General features: G+C 72.2%; 13 protein-coding genes. 8 read left to right on the top strand and 5 right to left on the bottom strand.

Annotated elements, in window-relative coordinates:
• Positions 1 to 176: 176 nt before the first annotated feature.
• On the bottom strand, positions 177 to 2,009 hold the full coding sequence (locus ABZT49_RS12610; protein WP_355286409.1) for a gamma-glutamyltransferase family protein: 1,833 nt from the start codon (positions 2,007 to 2,009) through the stop codon (positions 177 to 179).
• A gap of 154 nt (positions 2,010 to 2,163) precedes the next feature.
• Between ABZT49_RS12610 and ABZT49_RS12605 the strand changes: the two genes are divergently transcribed.
• The 4 genes from ABZT49_RS12605 (at position 2,164) to ABZT49_RS12590 (ending at position 8,364) form a co-directional block, all read left to right on the top strand.
• Positions 2,164 to 3,984, top strand: a complete 1,821-nt coding sequence (locus tag ABZT49_RS12605; RefSeq protein ID WP_355286408.1) for an ATP-binding cassette domain-containing protein — start codon at positions 2,164 to 2,166, stop codon at positions 3,982 to 3,984.
• A 382-nt stretch (positions 3,985 to 4,366) separates the two neighbouring features.
• Complete coding sequence (locus ABZT49_RS12600; RefSeq protein WP_355286407.1) at positions 4,367 to 6,001, top strand: porin; 1,635 nt, start codon at positions 4,367 to 4,369, stop codon at positions 5,999 to 6,001.
• Between the two features lie 219 nt (positions 6,002 to 6,220).
• Positions 6,221 to 8,065 (top strand): flagellar motor protein MotB, encoded by a 1,845-nt coding sequence (locus tag ABZT49_RS12595; RefSeq protein ID WP_355286410.1) that lies wholly within the window; start codon positions 6,221 to 6,223, stop codon positions 8,063 to 8,065.
• 8 nt (positions 8,066 to 8,073) lie between these two features.
• Positions 8,074 to 8,364 (top strand): hypothetical protein, encoded by a 291-nt coding sequence (locus ABZT49_RS12590; RefSeq protein ID WP_355286406.1) that lies wholly within the window; start codon positions 8,074 to 8,076, stop codon positions 8,362 to 8,364.
• A 38-nt stretch (positions 8,365 to 8,402) separates the two neighbouring features.
• On the opposite strand, the gene serA is transcribed toward ABZT49_RS12590, so the two are convergent.
• Positions 8,403 to 9,650 carry a phosphoglycerate dehydrogenase gene (serA, locus tag ABZT49_RS12585; protein WP_355286405.1) on the bottom strand — a complete coding sequence of 416 codons (1,248 nt, stop codon included), beginning with the start codon at positions 9,648 to 9,650 and terminating at the stop codon, positions 8,403 to 8,405.
• Between the two features lie 288 nt (positions 9,651 to 9,938).
• On the opposite strand from serA, the gene ABZT49_RS12580 reads away from it, so the two are divergent.
• Positions 9,939 to 10,532, top strand: coding sequence for an SCO family protein (locus ABZT49_RS12580; RefSeq protein WP_355286404.1), 594 nt, complete (start codon positions 9,939 to 9,941; stop codon positions 10,530 to 10,532).
• Here the strand turns inward: ABZT49_RS12580 and ABZT49_RS12575 are convergent.
• A complete protein-coding gene (locus ABZT49_RS12575; RefSeq protein WP_355286403.1) occupies positions 10,477 to 12,366 on the bottom strand; it encodes a glycosyltransferase family 2 protein in 1,890 nt (629 codons plus the stop codon). The two genes, ABZT49_RS12580 and ABZT49_RS12575, sit on opposite strands and share 56 nt — an antisense overlap.
• A 125-nt stretch (positions 12,367 to 12,491) precedes the next feature.
• Between ABZT49_RS12575 and ABZT49_RS12570 the strand changes: the two genes are divergently transcribed.
• On the top strand, positions 12,492 to 13,331 hold the full coding sequence (locus ABZT49_RS12570; protein WP_355286402.1) for a transporter substrate-binding domain-containing protein: 840 nt from the start codon (positions 12,492 to 12,494) through the stop codon (positions 13,329 to 13,331).
• A gap of 225 nt (positions 13,332 to 13,556) precedes the next feature.
• On the opposite strand, the gene ABZT49_RS12565 is transcribed toward ABZT49_RS12570, so the two are convergent.
• Positions 13,557 to 14,345, bottom strand: coding sequence for an SDR family oxidoreductase (locus ABZT49_RS12565; protein ID WP_355286401.1), 789 nt, complete (start codon positions 14,343 to 14,345; stop codon positions 13,557 to 13,559).
• A gap of 10 nt (positions 14,346 to 14,355) precedes the next feature.
• Entirely contained in the window at positions 14,356 to 15,138 is a 783-nt protein-coding gene (locus ABZT49_RS12560) for an SDR family oxidoreductase (RefSeq protein ID WP_355286400.1), read from the bottom strand.
• A gap of 263 nt (positions 15,139 to 15,401) precedes the next feature.
• On the opposite strand from ABZT49_RS12560, the gene ABZT49_RS12555 reads away from it, so the two are divergent.
• Together ABZT49_RS12555 and ABZT49_RS12550 are read left to right on the top strand one after the other, a co-directional pair.
• Positions 15,402 to 16,427: an LLM class flavin-dependent oxidoreductase gene (locus ABZT49_RS12555; protein WP_355286399.1), complete on the top strand. Its 1,026-nt coding sequence runs from the start codon at positions 15,402 to 15,404 to the stop codon at positions 16,425 to 16,427.
• A gap of 210 nt (positions 16,428 to 16,637) precedes the next feature.
• Positions 16,638 to 18,344: a lysine--tRNA ligase gene (locus ABZT49_RS12550; RefSeq protein ID WP_407943492.1), complete on the top strand. Its 1,707-nt coding sequence runs from the start codon at positions 16,638 to 16,640 to the stop codon at positions 18,342 to 18,344.
• Positions 18,345 to 18,396: the final 52 nt, after the last annotated feature.

The raw sequence follows: 18,396 nt of genomic DNA, 5'->3' as shown, positions 1-18,396 counted from the left end.
CCCCAAGCCCCGGTAATCCTGGCCCCGACACGCCGAATCCCGGCGGGCCGGACCTGCCGAGCGAGGCCCCGGGCGACCGCCCGGTCGAGATCCCGGTGAACGATCCCGGCAACTCGCCGGCGATCACCCCCGACCCGTCCCCGACCGGGCCCGCCAACCCGACGATGTGAGGCGCGTCACCGCCCGGCGGCGTAGCCCTGCATGCCGCGCGGGTTGGCGGCCGCCCGCAGGCGGCTTCCGTCGCGGCTCGCCGCTGTCAGCCGCCCCTCCGACCAGTCGGACCCGACCTCGACGACGTGGCCGCGCCGGCGCAGTTCCGCGATCGTCCCGGAGCTGATCCGGTTCTCCACCACCACGACGCCCGGCCGGGCGGTACGCGGCCAGAACGAGGACGGGAAGTGCTCGGTGTGCCAGGCCGGCGCGTCGATCGCCGCCTGCAGGTTCATGCCGGCATGGACGTGGCGCAGGAAGAATTGCGGGATCCACTGGTCCTGCTGGTCGCCCCCCGGCGAGCCCCAGGCGAGGTAGGGTGCGCCGTCGCGCAGCGCCATCGTGGGCGAGAGGGTCGAGCGCGGCCGCTTGCCTGGGGCGAGCGCCGCCGGATGACTCTCGTCGAGCACGAACATCTGCGCCCGCGTGCCGAGGCAGAAGCCGAGCGACGGGATCACGGGCGAGGATTGCAGCCACCCGCCCGACGGGGTGGCGGCGATCATGTTGCCGTGCCGGTCGATGATGTCGAAATGGACCGTGTCGCCCCGCACCACGCCTGAACGGGCATCGTCCGGCGGGACGGTCGCCTCGATCCGGCCCACCGTCGGCTCCCCGGCGCCCGAGCTGCCGACCGCCGTGCGGGCGCCCTCGCTCACCCGGGCGTCGAGGGCCTTGCCGAAGCCCGGGATCGTTCCGGGCCGCTGCTCCAGCGAGGCGGTCTCGGTGACGAGCCTGCGCCGCTCGGCGTTGTAGGCCTCCGAGAGCAGGGTCTCCACCGGCACGTCAACGAAGGCGGGATCGCCGTAGAACGTGTCCCGGTCGGCGAAGGCGAGCTTGGCGCACTCGACCTGGAGGTGGATGAAGTCGGGTCCCGTCGGATCGAGGCGATCGAGGTCGAAGCCCTTGAGGAGGGCGAGCTGCTGCAGGGTGGCGAGCCCTTGCGTCCAGGGTCCGGCCTTCAGCACGGTGTAGCGGCCGTACTCGTACCCGATCGGCGCCTCGACGCTCGCCTGCCAGGCCGCCATGTCGGCCCCGGTGAGGAGGCCGCGATGCGGCGTCCCGGTCACGTCCATCACCGGTTCGCCGCGGCAGAAGGCGTCGATCGCCTCGGCGACGAAGCCCTGCGACCAGATCCGGCGGGCGCGCTCGATCTCCTGCTCGCGCGAGCCGCCGGCGGCCTCGCGCACGATCCGGGCATAGGTCTCGGCGAGGACCGGATTGGTGAACAGCGTGCCGGGTGCGGGCACGCCGCCATCCTTCAGGTAGGTCGCCGCCGAGCTCGGCCAGTGCTCGCGAAACAGCCCCTCGACGGTGGCGATGGTGGCCGAGACCCGCTCGACCAGCGGGAAGCCGTCCCGGGCGTAACCGATCGCCGCCTCCAGCACGTCGGCGAGGCGCCAGGTGCCGTGGTCGCGCAGGATCAGCATGTAGGCGTCGAAGGTGCCCGGCACGCAGGGCGCGAGCAGCCCGGTGCCCGGCACGAGGTCGAGGCCGAGATCGTCGCGCAGATGCGCGATGGTGGCGGCCTGCGGCGCCGGACCCTGCCCGCACACCACCTGCGGGTGCCCGACCCGGACATCGTGCAGGATCACCGGCACGTCGCCGCCCGGCCCATTGAGGTGCGGCTCGACCACCTGCAGCACGAAGGCGGTGGCGACCCCCGCATCGAAGGCGTTGCCGCCCCGCTCCAGCACGCCCATGCCGACCGCGGTGGCGATCCAGTGCGTCGAGGCCACGACCCCGAAGGTGCCGTCGATCTCGGGGCGGGTGGTGAAGGAATCGGGGGTGACGAAGCTCATCGGCTATCCTCTCCTCGGTGGTCGCGGTTGCGGCGCCCTATCGTTCGCACCTTAGGAGCCCGGACCGGTTCGGGGCAGCCCCGCTACAAGCACCCCCTGCGCATCCCGGCGCAGGGCTCGCCTTTCCCAAGAGCCTGCCGTAATCCCCCACCCCATGGCCGCTCCTCCGCTCCTCACCCTCCAGGGCATCGCGCTCACCTTCGGCGGCACGCCGCTGCTCGCCGGGGCCGACCTCTCGCTCGCGCCCGGCGACCGCACCTGCCTCGTCGGCCGCAACGGCTCGGGCAAGTCGACCCTGCTCAAGGTCGCCGCCGGCCTGGTCGAGCCCGATCGTGGCGTGCGCTTCGTCCAGCCCGGCACGACCGTGCGTTATCTCGCGCAGGAGCCGGATTTTTCCGGGCACGCCACCACCCTGTCCTTCGTCGAGGCGGGGATGGGGCCGGGCGACGAGCTCTACCGGGCGCGCTACCTGCTCGAGAGCTTAGGCATGACCGGCGAGGAGGAGCCGAGCCGGCTGTCGGGGGGCGAATCGCGCCGCGCGGCGCTCGCCCAGGCGCTGGCGCCCGAGCCCGACATCCTGCTCCTCGACGAGCCGACCAACCACCTCGACCTGCCGGCGATCGAGTGGCTGGAGGCCGAGCTGAAGGGCAGCCGCTCGGCGCTCGTCCTGATCAGCCACGACCGGCGCTTCCTCGAATCCCTGTCGCGGGCCACGATCTGGCTCGACCGCGGCACGACGCGGCGGCTCGACCAGGGGTTCTCCGCCTTCGAGGCCTGGCGCGACCAGGTGTTCGAGGAGGAGGAGCGCGACCGCCACAAGCTCGACCGCAAGATCGCCGCGGAGGAGGACTGGCTGCGCTACGGCGTGACGGCGCGGCGCAAGCGCAACGTCAAGCGGCTCGCTGGCCTGCACGAATTACGCCGCAAGGCCCGCGAGCATCGCGGGCCCGTCGGCGCCGCGACCCTGACGGTCAGCGAGACCGAGGCCTCCGGCGCCCTCGTGGTCGAGGCGCGCGACGTCTCCAAATCCTACGGCGACCGCGCCATCGTCCGCGACCTGTCGATGCGCATCGCGCGGCGCGACCGGCTCGGCATCGTCGGCGCCAACGGCACCGGCAAGACGACGCTCGTCAACCTGCTCACCGGGCGCCTCGAACCCGATGCGGGCGTGGTGAAGGTCGGCGCCAACGTCACCCTCAACCTCCTCGACCAGCGCCGCAGCGCCCTCGATCCCGAGCGCACCGTCGCGGACGTGCTGACCGGCGGCGGCAGCGACAGCGTCCAGGTCGGCGGCCAGAGCCGGCACGTCGTCGGCTACATGAAGGATTTCCTGTTCTCGCCCGAGCAGGCGCGCACGCCGGTCCGCGTGCTCTCGGGCGGCGAGCGCAACCGGCTGCTCCTGGCGCGGGCGCTGGCCGAGGCCGGCAACCTCCTCGTCCTCGACGAGCCGACCAACGACCTCGACCTCGAGACCCTGGATCTGCTCCAGGAGATGCTCGGCGACTATGCCGGCACCCTGATCCTGGTCAGCCACGACCGCGACTTCCTCGACCGGGTGGTCGACACGGTGCTGGTCTCGGAAGGGGAGGGGCGCTGGGTCGCCTATGCGGGCGGCTATTCCGACATGGTCGCCCAGCGCGGCGTCGGGGTGCAGGCGCGCGGGGTCGTCGCCCCGAAGGGCGCGAAGGACGACGCCAGGGAGGCGCCGAAGGCCGCGGCAAGCCGCCCGTCGGCGAGGAAGCGCCTGGGCTTCAACGAGCAGCACGAGCTCAAGACCCTGCCGGCCCGGATCGCGGCGCTGGAGGGCAACCGGGTCAAGCTCCGCGCCGCCCTCGACGACCCGACCCTCTACGCCCGTGACCCCGCCCGCTTCGAGGCGATCTCCCGCACCCTGGCGACGACCGAGACCGACCTCGCCGGCGCCGAGGAGCGCTGGCTCGAACTCGAGATGATGCGCGAGGAGCTGGAGGGCTGATTCCCCGGCACGAACGGACCTGTCCGGGTCGCGGCCACCGGAGCCGCGTCCGGTCCAAGGGACGACAGAGATGGCGCGCGACAACTGCGATGCTCGCGCGCGGGACACCGGATTTAGCTGACCCGCGTAAGCTTTCGTGGCGTCTGTGCAACATTGAGGCCGAAAGCCGGTGACTTGGCCGTCCCGGACGCTGATCCCGGTTGATCGCTGTTAGCGCCTAGCACATGGTGCCTCTGCACCGGGGACAACCCCGATGCGGCCCGGATGACATCCCCACAGGGGAGCGCCGGGCACAGGGGATAAGAGTGGCGTGGTTCGGCTCCCGTAGGATCGTCGAGACACAGTCGTTCACCCCCAGGGTCTCGAAACTTTGGAGGTCTCGATGAAGCTCGTGAAGAGCCTTCTGCTGGGTTCGGCTGCCGGCCTGACCGTTGTCGCAGGGGCGCAGGCTGCCGATCTGCCGATCAAGAAGGCAGCGCCTGTCGAATTCGTTCGTGTCTGCTCGGCCTACGGCGCCGGCTTCTTCTTCGTTCCCGGTACCGATACCTGCCTGCGCGTCTCCGGCCGCGCGCGCTTCGAGGCCGGCTACTCGCAGGGCTATCAGCGCGGCAGCAACAACGGCGACCTGATGGGTTACCGCGGCCTCGGCCGCCTCAACCTCGACGCCCGCACGCAGACCGCCTACGGCACGCTCCGCGCCTTCGTGCGCTTCGAGCTCGCCTCGCGGACCGGCGCCTACCTGAACTCGGGCACGCAGCAGCGCATCGCCAACGCCTTCCCGGCGCTCGGCGTCGACACGTTCGGCCGCGCCCAGCAATACGTGAACGTCGACAAGGCCTTCATCCAGTTCGCCGGCCTCACCGCTGGTCGTGCGGCCTCGTTCTACGACTTCTACGCCCACGACTTCGAGATCATCGGCACCTCGCTGGGCTCGGACGTCGCCTCGACCAACCTGCTCGCCTACACCGCTACCTTCGGCGACGGCTTCTCGGCGACGATCTCGATCGAAGATCCGACGTTCCGCAAGACCCCGCTGTTCGGCACCGCCACCGCCGGCAACGCGGCGAGCCAGTTCGCGGTCTTCACCGCCGCGGCCGCCAACCTGACCCCGGTCATCGCCACCAACGCGGCCGGCGTGCCGGTCGGCGAGGCGTTCTACGACCTGCGCCAGACCAACCGCATGCCCGACTTCGTCGGCGTGCTGCGCTACGACGCCGCCTGGGGCTCCGCCCAGCTCTCGGCCGCCGTGCACGAGCTGAACGCCCAGAACGCCGCGACCGTCCTGACCTTCGGCGGCGCCGCGATCGCCCCCGGCACGGTCGTGACGCCCCGCGTCAACACCGAGTACGGCTGGGCCATCCAGGGCGGCCTGAAGTTCAACCTGCCGTTCATCGCTCCGGGCGACTCCCTGTACCTGCAGGGTTCGTACGGCGAGGGTGCGCAGCTCTACACCGGCTATTCCACCTATATCGGCTCCTACACCGCCAGCGCCGGCAACACCCAGGGCTCGCCCTTCGCGACCTACTTCACCGACGCCGCCGTCAATCCCGTCACGGGCAAGATGGAGCTGTCGACCAGCTGGACGGTGGTCGGTTCGTACCTGCACTACTGGTCGCCCGAGTGGCGGTCGGCGATCATCGGCAGCTACGGCGAGATGTCGTTCGGCAAGACCAGCCGCGCGCTGCTCGGCGGCCTGAACTTCAACGGCCTCGGCAACCCGGTCAACAGCCCCGGCAACTTCCTGTTCAGCGCGGCGCTGCGCGACACCAGCCAGATCGTCGCCGGCGCGAGCCTGATCTGGTCGCCGGTGAAGGACCTCGATATCGGCGTCGAGGGTCTCTACAACCGCGTCGACATCAAGAACGGCCGGGCCATCGACCAGAACAAGGCTCCGGGCGGCGTCGCCGCCGGTGTGAACGCCGCCGGCCTGCCGGTGGCCGCCAACGGCGCGATCCTGCCGACCACCAACTACGCGGACACGTTCCAGGTCCGCATGCGCGTCCAGCGCGACTTCTAAGTCGCGAGAACGGTCCCCTCGGGGACCGTATCCGGACGTCTCTCAGGGTCCCGGCTCCGTGCCGGGGCCCTTTTTCGATTCCCCGTCTCCGATTCCCCCGTCTCCGATTCTCTGCCGCGTCGCGCCTTGCTGATGCCGGAAACCGCCGCCAGGGTGGCGGCTCGCGCGCGGCCCCCCGCCTCCGCGCCGTTTTTGTCCGCGACGAGGTCCCGTGTGGCGATGCGCTCGATCGGCTGGCTCGCCGGCCTCCCCCTCCTCGCCGGCGCGTGGGTCGCCGCCACGATCGCCGCCGAGCCGCGGCTCGAATCCGCCCTGGAGGTGCCCGCAGGAGCCATCGCGTCGGGCACCGGCCGCGATGGCGCCGAGCCCTGGCTGCGGGTCGAGGCGCGGGGCCGCGACCTCGTGGCGAGCGGCGAGGCGCCGATGCAGGCCGCCCTCGACGACGCCCGCGCCGCGCTCGCCGCCGTGCCGGGCCATCGCCGCATCCTCGACCGCCTCGGCCTCGTCGCCGAGATCTCGCCCTTCACCTGGGCGGTCGTCCACCGCGCACCGGACCGCCTCGACCTCATCGGCCACCGCCCGGCGGAGATCGGCCGCGCGGCGCTCGCCGACAGCTTGGGCGCCGGTCTGCCCGCCGGGCTCTCTTTGCGCGACGCCGCGCGGGCGGCCCGCGGCGCACCCGACAATTTTTCGGAGGGAGCCCGCTTCCTCCTGGCGCAAGTACAGCACCTGAAGCCCGGCGCCACCGCGGCGATGCGCGACCGCACCCTCTCGGTCCACGGCGAGGCGGCGAGCGTCGAGGCCTATGCCGGGCTCAAAGCCGACCTCGCCCGCCCGCCCGCCGGCTTCACGGTCGGCGAGGTCGGGGTCGAGCCGGCCCTGGTCTCGCCCTTCACCTGGTCGGCGAGCCGTGGTCCCGACGGCATCCGCCTCGACGGCTACACCGTGTCGGAGGCCGACCGCGCGGCGATCCTGGCCGCCGCGCGGCTCCTCGCTGACGGCGTCCCGGTGACCGACACGATGCGCACCGCCCGCGGGCTCCCCGCCGGGATCGACGCGCGGGCGCTGACCGACCGCGCCTTCGCCGCCCTGGCGCTGGTGCGGGAGGGCAGCGTCTCCCTCGACGGCGCGGTCCTATCGATCCGGGGCGCCGCCATCGATGGCCAGGCCGTGCGCGAGGCCGAGTCCCTCGCCGGCGCCCTGCCGGCCGGCGTCTCCCGCGGCACGGTCGCCCTGACGGCGAGCCGGGTCTCGCCCTACCTCGTCACGGTGCGGCGCGGGCCGGACGCCTTCACCCTCACCGGCCACCTGCCGGATGCCGAGGCGCGCGCCGCGATCCGGGCTACCTTACGCCCCTTCCTCTACGGCGAACGGATCGTCGACCGCACCCGCCTCGCGGAGGGGGCACCGCCGGCCCTCCTCGACGGCCTGACCGCCGGGATCGGCATCCTCGCCCAGCTCGCCGAGGGCGAGGTCACGGTGCGCGACCAGAGCCTGCGCGTCGCCGGCGAGGGGCTCTATCCCGAGAGCGCGCGCCGCATCGCCGCGGAGGCCGCCCGGATCGCGCCCCCCGGCTGGCGCATCGACGTCGCGGTCGAGGCCCGCGGCGCCACCCCTCTCCGGGATCCGGCGGCCTGCCGCGAGACGTTCGCGGCGCTCGCCGCGGAACCGACCCTGCGCTTCGACCCCGGCAGCGCCGACCTGAAGGCCGCCTTCTACCCCGTCCTCGACGAGGTCGCGGGCCTCGCCCGCGCCTGCCCGCAGGCGCGGATCGAGGTCGCCGGTCACGACGACCCGCCCGGCACCGCGCCGCCGCCCGCCCCGAAGGAGGCGCCGGCCCCCACCAAAGCGAAGCCCGCGGCGAAACCCGGCAAGCAGGCCGAGAAGCCCGTACCCAAACCCGCCGATACGCCCGCGATACCCGATCCCGGCCTGCCGCAGCGGCGCGCCGCCGCGATCGTCGATTACCTGCTCAAGGCCGGCATCCCGGCCGACCGGATCGCCGCCGCGCCGGCGGAGGCCGCCGCCGACCGCCGGGCGGTCGCCTTCGCCCTGCGCTCGTGAGACCCGTCGTGCTGATTCTCGCCTCCGTTGCCTGGCCGGGCCTCGTCGCCGCGCTCGTGATCGGAGCCGGCACCGGCCGCCTGGCCGGCCTGCCCACCGGCCGGGGCCCGCGCCTCGCCGCCGGCCTCGTCGTGCTCCTCGCCCTTGCCGCAGGCGCAGCGGCGCTCGCCGGCCTCGCGCCCGGGGGACGCCTCGCGGTGCCGGGGCGGGAAGGCTTCTGGCTCGAGACCGCCGCCCTGATGCTGGCGGTCTACCTCGTCGGCTGCGTGCTCGGGGCGTCCCTGCCGCGGCGGGCGTGAGGAGGCGGGGCCCCGTGACCGGCCCCCGCCACCCGCCTTTAGCGGCGCTCGTAGAGCAGCCGCACCCGGATCGTGCCGTCGATGGAGCGCAACTCCTCCAGCAGGGCCTCCGGATCGACGTCGGTCGCGTCGGTCTCGACCACGACGTAACCAACCTCGCCGTCGGTCTGGTAGAACTGCGCCGCGATGTTGATGTGCTTGCGGGCGAAGGTCTCGTTGAGGCGCCCGAGCATGCCCGGCAGGTTGCGCTGCACGTGGATGTAGCGCAGGCCGGTCGGCCGGACCGGCAGTTGCACCTGCGGGAAGTTCACCGCGCCGACCGTCGAGCCGATGTCGGAATAGTCGACGAGCTTGCGCGCCACCTCGGCGCCGATGCGCTCCTGCGCCTCCTCGGTCGAGCCGCCGACATGGGGGGTGAGGATGACGTTCTCGAGCCCCTGGAGCGGCGAGACGAAGCGCTCGCTGTTCGATTTCGGCTCGACCGGGAAGACGTCGACGGCCGCGCCGCGCAGGTGGCCGTCCTTCAGGGCCGAGGCCAGGGCGTCGAGATCGACCACCGTGCCGCGGGAATTGTTGATCAGGTAGGCGCCCGGCTTCATCGCCCGGATCTGCGCCTCGCCGATCATGTTGTGGGTCGAGGCCGTCTCGGGCACGTGCAGCGAGACCACGTCGCTTTGGCCTAACAGCGCGTCGAGGCTGTCGACCGGCTCGGTGTTGCCATGGCGCAGGCGGTCGGTGAGGTCGTGGAAGATCACCCGCATGCCCATCGCCTCGGCGAGGTTCGAGAGCTGCGAGCCGATATTGCCGTAGCCGACGATGCCGAGCGTCTTGCCGCGGACCTCGAACGAGCCGTTCGCCGACTTGTCCCAGCCGCCGGCATGGGCCGAGACCGAGCGCGGCACGATGCGGCGCAGCAGCATCACGATCTCGCCGATGACCAGTTCGGCCACCGAGCGGGTGTTGGAGAACGGCGCATTGAAGACCGGGATGCCGCGCCGGCGCGCCGCGTCGAGATCGACCTGGTTGGTGCCGACCGAGAAGCAGCCGACGGCCATCAGCCGGTCGGCGGCCTCGAAGGCGGCCTCGTCGAGCTGGGTGCGCGAGCGGATGCCGAGGATGTGGACGCCCTTGAGCGCCCGGTGCAGGTCGGCCGGATCGAGGGCCTTGGCCAGCCGCGTGACGGTGACGTAGCCGGCCGCCTCCATCAGCGCCACCGCGCTGTCGTTGATGCCTTCGAGCAGCAGGACGCGAATCTTGTCCTTGGGCAGTGAGAGCTTGTCGGCCATGGCGGGTCTTCTTGGCAGCTATTCTTGAGAGTCGGGGCGGAGACCGCGGGGAGATGCGGAACCGGTCGCCGCGACCGATAGGAGAGCGGGCGACGCAACGCAACATGGGGGCGGGTTACCTGGGTCTGCCCAGGCGCAGGGCAGTGCTGCGCCCACCGCGCGGGCAATCGTCCCGGAGCGACCCCGTGCCCAGTTCGTCTCGGGGTGACCCCGTGCCCCCTTGCGGCCGCAAGCCGGTGGTGCTCCACCGGCCCCGTCCGCCCCCGGCAAGCCAGGAAGCCTCCGCCAATGACCCTCACGCCCCGGATGCGCCGCGCCGCGATCCCGCTCCTCGTCTTCGCCCTCGGCCTCGCGGTTCTGGGCCTCACCGCCAGCCTGATGCTCGGCCGCCCGGCCACCGGCACCAGCGCGGTCGGCGGGCCGTTCACCCTCGTGAACCAGGACGGCCGCACCGTCACCGACCGGGACTTCGCCGGCAAGCCGCACCTGGTGTTCTTCGGCTTCACCCACTGCCCGGACATCTGCCCGACCACCCTGCAGCAGATCTCCGACGTGCTGGCGGCGCTCGGGCCGCAGGGCCGCGACGTCAAGGCTTTGTTCGTCACCGTCGACCCCGAGCGCGACGATCCGAAGGCGCTCAAGGAGTACCTGTCGAGCTTCGATCCCCGCATCGTCGGGCTGACCGGCTCCCCCGAGGCGGTGGCCGCGACCGTGAAGGCCTACCGGGCCTACAGCCGCAAGGTGCCGCTGAAGGAGGGCGACTACACGATGGAGCACACGGCGCTGGTCTACATCATGGACGGACGCGGCCACTTCGTCGGCGCGCTCAACCTGATGCGCCCGGCCCAGGACGCCGCCGCCGAGGTGGCGCGCCAGCTCTGACGATCCCGCCTCCCCGCATCGCCCCGGTGCGGGACGTGGCGGAGAGGCCGTGCTCGGTCTTGTTCCAGCGATAGGGCGCCATCAGCCATTCGAGGAGGCCGAGCCAGGCCGCCGCACTGACGAGGCCGTAATAGAACGGCAGCAGCAGCACCCAGGGCGCGAGGCTCCACCAGCCCCGCCGCAGGCAGCCGGCGAGCGCCGGCAACCCCATCGCGCCGAGGCCGGCGACGAAGACGGTCGCGCCCGTCGCCGTCACCAGGTTGGCGACGAGGTCCCGACCCGCCGGCAGGGGATCAGCGGTGAGGTGCCAGACCGCCAGCGCGATCCCGAATGGGTAGGCCAGGGCCGAGACGACCGTGCCGGGCACCATGGCGACGGCGCAGAGCAGGCCGAGGGGACCCAGGCGCCGGAGGGCGCGGACGGGGTGACGGCTGTGGGTGATCGTGGTCTGGACGAAGCCCTTCATCCAGCGGGTGCGCTGGCGCAGCCAGGGCCGGACGCGAGCCGGCGCCTCCTCCAGGGTCGAGAGCGGCAGATCGCCCACCCGGTAGCCGGCGAGCGACAGGCGCAGGCCGAGATCGGCATCCTCGGTGACGTTCCAGGCGTCCCAGCCGTGCAACTCGCGCAGCACGTGTGTGCGGAAATGGGTGGTCGTGCCGCCGAGCGGCACCGGCAGATGGGCCGCCGCCAGCAGCGGCAGCAGCACGTCGAAGAGCGCCGCGTATTCGAGGGTGAAGCAGCGGGTGAGCCAGGAATCGTCGGTGTTGTCGATCACCAGCCGGCCCTGCAGGCAGGCGAGCCGGTCCGAGCCGGCGCGGAACAGGGCGGCCGCGGCCCTGAGCTGGCCCGGATCCGGCACGTCCTCGGCGTCGTAGACCACGAGGTGCTCGCCGCGGGCGAGCGGCAGGGCGACGTTGAGGGCGCGCGGCTTGGTGCGGGGCAGGCCGGCAGGCGCCGTCACCACCTCGAAGCGGGCCGGCAGCGGCAGGGCGGCCAATGCCGCCGCGGTGGCGGCATCGTCGGCCTCGATCACGAATTTGAGGTCGAGCTTCGAGGCCGGGTAGTCGAGGCGGGCGAGCGCGCGCACGAGGCGCGGTACCACCTTCGTCTCGCGGTAGAGCGCCACCAGCACGGTGTAGACCGGCAGCTCCGCCTCCGGGACCGGCGCGGCGTTCGGCGGGGGATTGGGCCGCAGCAGCGGCGCGGCGAGCCGGAAGACAACCACCGCCAGGACCGTGAGGTTCACGAGCGCCAGGGCGGCGAGCTGGAGCCAGGGCGCGGCGTCGAGGATGAGCAAGGCCGCCGCGAGGCCGAGCATGAGGACGAGGATCTGCCCCGGATGCAGCCCCGGGCGGTAGGCCCAGTCGGGCGCGCGCACCTCCAGCGCCTCGGCGGCCCGGGCGGCGGCGCGGGGACCGGCGGTCTTGAGGACCGCGCCCGCGAGCGCCGCCGGCGTGGTGAGGACGGCCCCTCGCGGCGCGCCGGTGGCGAGGAGCGCCGCCACCGCTCCGGGCGGCGGGGCGAGGAAGACCTCTCCCAGGGCGCCGATCGCCGCACCGAGGTGGATGTCGTCGGGAAACCGCGCGTCGGAGTGCAGGACGAGGCCGGCGCCGCGGAACGGCCGGCCCAGAGCCCGGGCGAGGGCGGCGTAGTAATCGGCCTCGCTCATCAGGCCGGACCGTAGCAAAGCCGCCACCGGCTCCGCGCCCTCCCGACGCGCGAGGAGTGCGGCCGCGCGCACGAGGCCGAGCTCGACGCCCTGGCCGAGCAGGAAGGCGAGCTCGCCGGGCAGGACGATGGCCGCACCCTGCGGAGACCGGACCTCGACGAACATCTCGGGCCCTCGACGATGCCGGCTCCCCCCGGCGGAGGTTCGTGGTACGAGAGCCTATGGCTCTCCCCGTCCCCGCGACAGCGTCGCGCCTCCCGTCCCGCGGATTCTTCGCAACCGTGGCGCGGATGCCGCAGCGTCAGATACGCGGCCTGATGGCGGCGTTCCTGGTGCTCGCGGCTCTGCCGGCGGCGGCGGCCGAGCCGGTGACGATCCCGAACTTCTGGAACCCCCGCGCCCGGCTGGAGCGGCCCGAGCCGCCGCAGGCGACGCGGCCGGTGCGCTTCCTCACCGACGACGAGTACCCGCCGCTGCACTTCGCCGGGCCGGACGGCAACCCGACGGGGTTCTCGGTCGAGCTCGCCCGGGCGGCCTGCGAGAAGCTCGGCCTGACCTGCACCGTGCAGGTGCGCCGCTTCGACACGCTGCTCGACGCGCTCCAGGCCAACCAGGGCGACGTGGTGGCCGCCGCCCTGCCGCTCACCGCCTCCTTGCGCGCCAACCACCGGGCAACCCGGCCGTATTTCCGCTGGCCGGCCCGCTTCGCGGTGCGCGGCGACAAGAGCCTGCCGGCGCCCGACGCCAAGGTGATCGCCGAGCACCCCACCGGCGTGGTCTCGGGCACTGCGCACGAGGCTTACTTGCGCACCTTCTTCCACGCGACCCCGAAGACCTATCCGGATCTCGGCACCGCCGAGGCCGCCCTGCGCCGCGGCGAGATCGAGTACCTGTTCGGCGACGGGCTGGCCCTGGCCTTGTGGATCGGCGGCACGGAAGCCGCGGGGTGCTGCGCCTTCGCGGGCGGCGACTACCTGGAGAACCGCTACTTCGGCGAGGGCACCGCCTTCGTCACCCGCAAGGAGGACGAGGCCCTCGCCCGCGCCCTCGACGACGCGCTCCAGCGCCTTTGGGACGAGGGGAAGTATGCGGAGTTGTACCTGCGGTTCTTTCCGGTCAGTCCGTTCTGAAGACTGCTTCGACCGATCGTCAGGTTGTGTCCCACTCACGGCCTCATCCTGAGGTGCCGAGCGATCGAAGATCGCTCGGCCTCGAAGGAGGCCTCCAGGGATCGCGAGACTTCTGGAGCCCTCCTTCGAGGTCAGTCGATTTTCAATCGACTGACACCTCAGGATGAGGTCGCGGGTGGGTCAGAAAAGCGCCTCGCAGCATATTTTCGTCCGTCGAGAAGTCTTTCAGCCTCTCCGCGGCACGAACGGATGCGTGCTCGACAGGCCCCCGTCGACGGCGAGCGCCTGTCCGTTGATGTAGGAGGCCTCCTCGCTCGCCAGGAACACGGCAGCCGCCGCGATCTCCTCAGGGAGGCCCGCCCTGCGCGCGGGGTTGAGCTGGCCGATGCGGTCCGCCTTGCCCTTCGCGCGGGCTGCGGCGAACAGGCCCGCCGTCATGCCGGTCTCGATCAGGCCGGGGCAGACGGCGTTGATCCGAAGTCCCGAGCCTGCGAAGGCGTCGGCGGCGGTCTGGACGAGGCTGATCACCCCTGCCTTGCTGGCGCTGTAGGCCGCGCCCGCCGCGTTGGCCCGCAGGCCCGCGACGGAGGCCGTGCAGACGATCGCCCCACCGCCGTGGCGCAGCAGCAGCGGCCCGCCATGCTTGATCGCCAGGAACGCACCGATCAGGTTGACCCGCAGGACCTCCTCCCAGAGGTCGACGCTCTGCTCGATGAACGGCACCGTGCCGCCGCCGATCCCCGCATTGGCGTGGATCGCGTCGAGCCGGCCGAATTCCCGCTCCGTCGCCGCAAGGAATCCGGTGACGTCGGCCTCGCGGCCGGCATCCATCGCGAGGGCCAGCGCCCGGCCGCCCTCCGCGGCGATCAGCGCGGCGGTCTCCTCGGCGCCGGCCGCATCGCGGTCGACCACCGCGATGGCAGCGCCCTCGCGGGCGAAGAGCAGGGCGGAGGCGCGGCCGATGCCGCTGCCGGCGCCGGTGACGAGGACGGCCTTGTCGGTGAAGCGTGCCATGGCGTTCTCCTCAGGCCACCGTGTAGCCGCCGTCGATCACCAGCACCTGGCCGGTGTGGTAGGCCGAGGCTTCGCTCATCAGGTAGACGGCGATGCCGCCGAAATCCTCCGGCCGGCCGAAGCGGCGGGCGGGGATGCGCGGCAGGTTGAAATTGACGAACTTCTCGTTCGCCATCAGGCCGGCGGTCATCTCGCTCTCGATCCAGCCCGGCAGGATCGCGTTCGCCGTCACGCCGTAGCGGGCGAGTTCCACCGCCAGCGCCCGCACCATCGCGTTGAGCGCCCCCTTGGTGGCGCCGTAATGCTCGTTGCGGGCCGCCCCCAGCAGCGAGGCGACGCTCGACGTGGCGACGAGCCGCCCGAAGGTGTCGCCTCGGCCGGCGCGCTCGGCCATGTGCCGGGCCGCCACCTGGAAGCTCGCCACCACCCCGTCGAGGTTGACCGCGAAGGTCTGCCGCCACTCCTCGGGCTCCCGCTCCAGGAACGAGCGCCGCCCGCCGCCGGCGACTCCCGCATTGGCGAAGAGCCCGTCGACCCGGCCGAAGCGCGCGAGCGTCGCGTCGAAGGCGCGCTGCACGGCCTCGCGGTCGGCGACGTCGCAGATCTCGGCGGCGACCGGGGCGCCCGTGGCCTGGAGGCGTTCGAGGGCGCGGCGGTTCTTGGCCTCGTCGCGACCCCAGACCGAGACCGCGCAGCCTGCCCCGGCCAGGGCCTCGGCCATCCCGAGCCCGATGCCGCCATTGCCGCCGGTGACCACCGCCACCCGGCCGGTGAGATCGAACACGCCCGCCATGGCTCCTCCCGGGATCGCCCGTCTCGTCGCAGCCGCGGGCGCAAGATCCAGCATCGGAGAAACGCCCGGGCCGGGCAAGACTCCGTTCGAAAATCCGGAATGGCCGGTGACCGTCATCCGCTCCCCCTCACGGAAGGAGCGGTATGGTTGCGGCCGCGCCGCCCACGCATGTCACGCATCGGCCCCGTGCGCTTGCATCCGCCCGCCTCAGGCCAAATCTTGGGCACCAGCAGGGGACACGCACTCACATCCGGGATCCGCCGATGCCGCCACTCTCCATCCTCGACCTCGCGCCGATCCCGAAAGGGTCCTCGGCCGGCGACGCGTTGCGCAACACCCTCGACCTCGCTCAAGCCGCCGACCGGTGGGGCTTCACCCGCTACTGGGTGGCCGAGCACCACAACATGACCGGCATCGCCAGCGCGGCGACCTCGGTGGTGGTGGGCTACATCGCCGGGGGTACGCACCGGATCCGGGTCGGGGCGGGCGGCATCATGCTGCCGAACCACTCGCCGATGGTGATCGCCGAGCAGTTCGGCACCCTGGCCGAGCTCTATCCGGGCCGCATCGATCTGGGCTTGGGCCGCGCGCCCGGCACCGACCAGCGCACCCTGCGGGCGCTCCGCCGCGACCCGGCCGCCTCCGACCACTTCCCGCAGGACGTGCTGGAGCTCCAGACGCTGCTCGGCCCGCTCGATGCCGGGCGGGTGATCCAGGCTGTGCCGGGCACGGGCACCAACGTGCCGCTGTGGATCCTCGGCTCCAGCCTGTTCGGGGCGCAGCTCGCCGCGATGCTCGGCCTGCCCTACGCCTTCGCATCGCATTTCGCGCCCGACGCCCTGATGCAGGCGCTCGAGGTCTACCGCGCCCGCTTCGAGCCGTCGGCGCAACTCGCGAAGCCCCACGCGATGGTTGGCGTCAACGTGATCGCGGCCGAGACCGACGGCGAGGCGCGCCGCCTGTTCACCTCGGCGCAGCAATCCTTCACCAACATCTTCCGCGGCACCCGCGGCCAGCTGCCGCCGCCGATCGACGACATCGAGACCTACTGGTCGGGCCACGAGAAGCTGCAGGCGTCGGGCATGCTGGCCTGCTCGGTGGTCGGCTCGCCCGAGACGGTGCGCAAGGGCCTGGACGCCATCGCGGCCCGCACGGGGGCCGACGAATTCATGGTCGCCGGAGCGATCTACGATCATCGGGCGCGCCTCCGCTCCTACGAGATCCTGGCCGACATCATGGCCGATCCGCAGGCGGCCGGGGCGACGGCGCGCGAGCCCGCCCACGCTTGATACCGTGTCCCGGCATCGACGGAATCGATGCCGGGACGTCCGGCACGTGGTCGCCGACGCCCGTTCGGGCTGGCCGACGCCACCGGACAAGGTCGTTCGATGGCGTCGGGGATTCGTGAATCGTCCCGCGTTGACCCTCGGGAGCGCGGCCCATAGGGTGCCGGGCTCCCGTCCACCCTCAACCGGAAGGCCGCGCCATGCGCGGCCTCGATGGCCATGTCCGCATTCAGCATCGATCCCGCCCTGGCGGAGGCCGCCGCCTCCGCGTCCGCCTGGCCCTTCGAGGAGGCGCGCAAGCTCGTCGCTCGGCTGGAGCGGACGGGCAAAGGCGAGGTGCTGTTCGAGACCGGCTACGGCCCCTCGGGCCTGCCGCATATCGGCACCTTCGGCGAGGTCGCCCGCACCTCGATGGTGCGCCACGCCTTCCGGACGCTGACCAACGACAGCATCCCGACCCGCCTCGTCGCCTTCTCGGACGACATGGACGGGTTGCGCAAGGTGCCGGAGAACGTGCCGAACAAGGCGCTGCTCACCGAAAACCTCAACAAGCCGCTGACCGCGGTGCCGGACCCGTTCGGCACCCATGACAGCTTCGGCGCCCACAACAACGCCGAATTGCGCCGCTTCCTCGATTCGTTCGGCTTCGACTACGAGTTCCTGTCGGCGACCGAGTGCTACCGCTCGGGCCGGTTCGACGCGACGCTCATGCGGGTGCTGGAGCGCTACGACGCCGTGATGGCGGTGATGCTGCCGTCCCTGCGCGCCGAGCGCTCCGCCTCCTACTCGCCGTTCCTGCCGCTCCACCCGGTCACCGGGCACGTGATGCAGGTGCCGATCGACGAGGTGAAGGTGTCGTCCGGCACCATCGTGTGGCGCGATCCGCAGACGGGCGAGGCCTACGAGACCCCGGTCACCGGCGGCCACGCCAAGCTGCAGTGGAAGCCCGACTGGGCGATGCGCTGGGTCGCGCTCGGCGTCGATTACGAGATGGCCGGCAAGGACCTGATCGACTCGGTCAAGCTTTCCGGCCAGATCGCCCGCGCGCTCGGCGCCGAGCCGCCCGAGGGCTTCAACTACGAGCTGTTCCTCGACGAGAAGGGCCAGAAGATCTCGAAGTCGAAGGGCAACGGGCTCACCATCGACGAGTGGCTGGCCTACGGCACGCCCGAGAGCCTCGCCTTGTTCATGTACAACAAGCCGCGGGAGGCCAAGCGGCTGCATTTCGACGTCATCCCGCGCCACGTCGACGACTACCTGTCCTTCCTGGAGAAGTTTCCGACCCAGGATCCGAAGCTGAAGCTCGGCAACCCGGTCTGGCACCTGCATGCCGGCGCGCCGCCGGCGCCGGAGCGGGTGGGGAATAGCGGGGCGATCCCGTTCGCGATGCTGCTCAACCTCGTGGCGGTGGCCAATACCGAGGATCCGGCGGTGCTGTGGGGCTTCATCCGCCGCTACGCGCCCGAGGCTTCGCCCGAGACGCATCCGCGCCTCGACCGGCTGGTCCACCACGCCGTGCGCTATTTTCGCGATTTCGTGCGGCCGGCCAAGACCTACCGGGCTCCGAGCGAGGAGGAGGCGGCCGCCCTGCGCGACCTCTCCGACACCCTCGCGACGCAAGCCGGCTCCACCGATCCGGAGGCTTTGCAGGCGGCGGTCTACGAGGTCGGGCGGCGCCACTTCCCCGACCTGTCGGGCAAGTCGAAGAGCCCGGACGGGCGGCCGGGCGTGTCGCAGACCTGGTTCACCACGCTCTACGGCATCCTCCTCGGCGAGGCCCGCGGGCCCCGCTTCGGCTCCTTCGTCGCGCTCTACGGCGTCGAGGAAACCCGCGCGCTGATCGCCCGCGCCCTGTCGGGGGCGCTCGCCGAGGAGCACGCGGCGTTCCTCGACAGCCGCAAGGCACCGGAAGCGGCCTGATCCCATTCGGCCCCCGCCGCGAGGCGGGGGCCGTCCCCGCGTTGTTCCCACC

The organism is Methylobacterium sp. EM32 (genome assembly GCF_040593685.1).
Lineage (GTDB): Bacteria > Pseudomonadota > Alphaproteobacteria > Rhizobiales > Beijerinckiaceae > Methylobacterium.
This window is presented reverse-complemented; position numbering and strand designations above follow the sequence as displayed.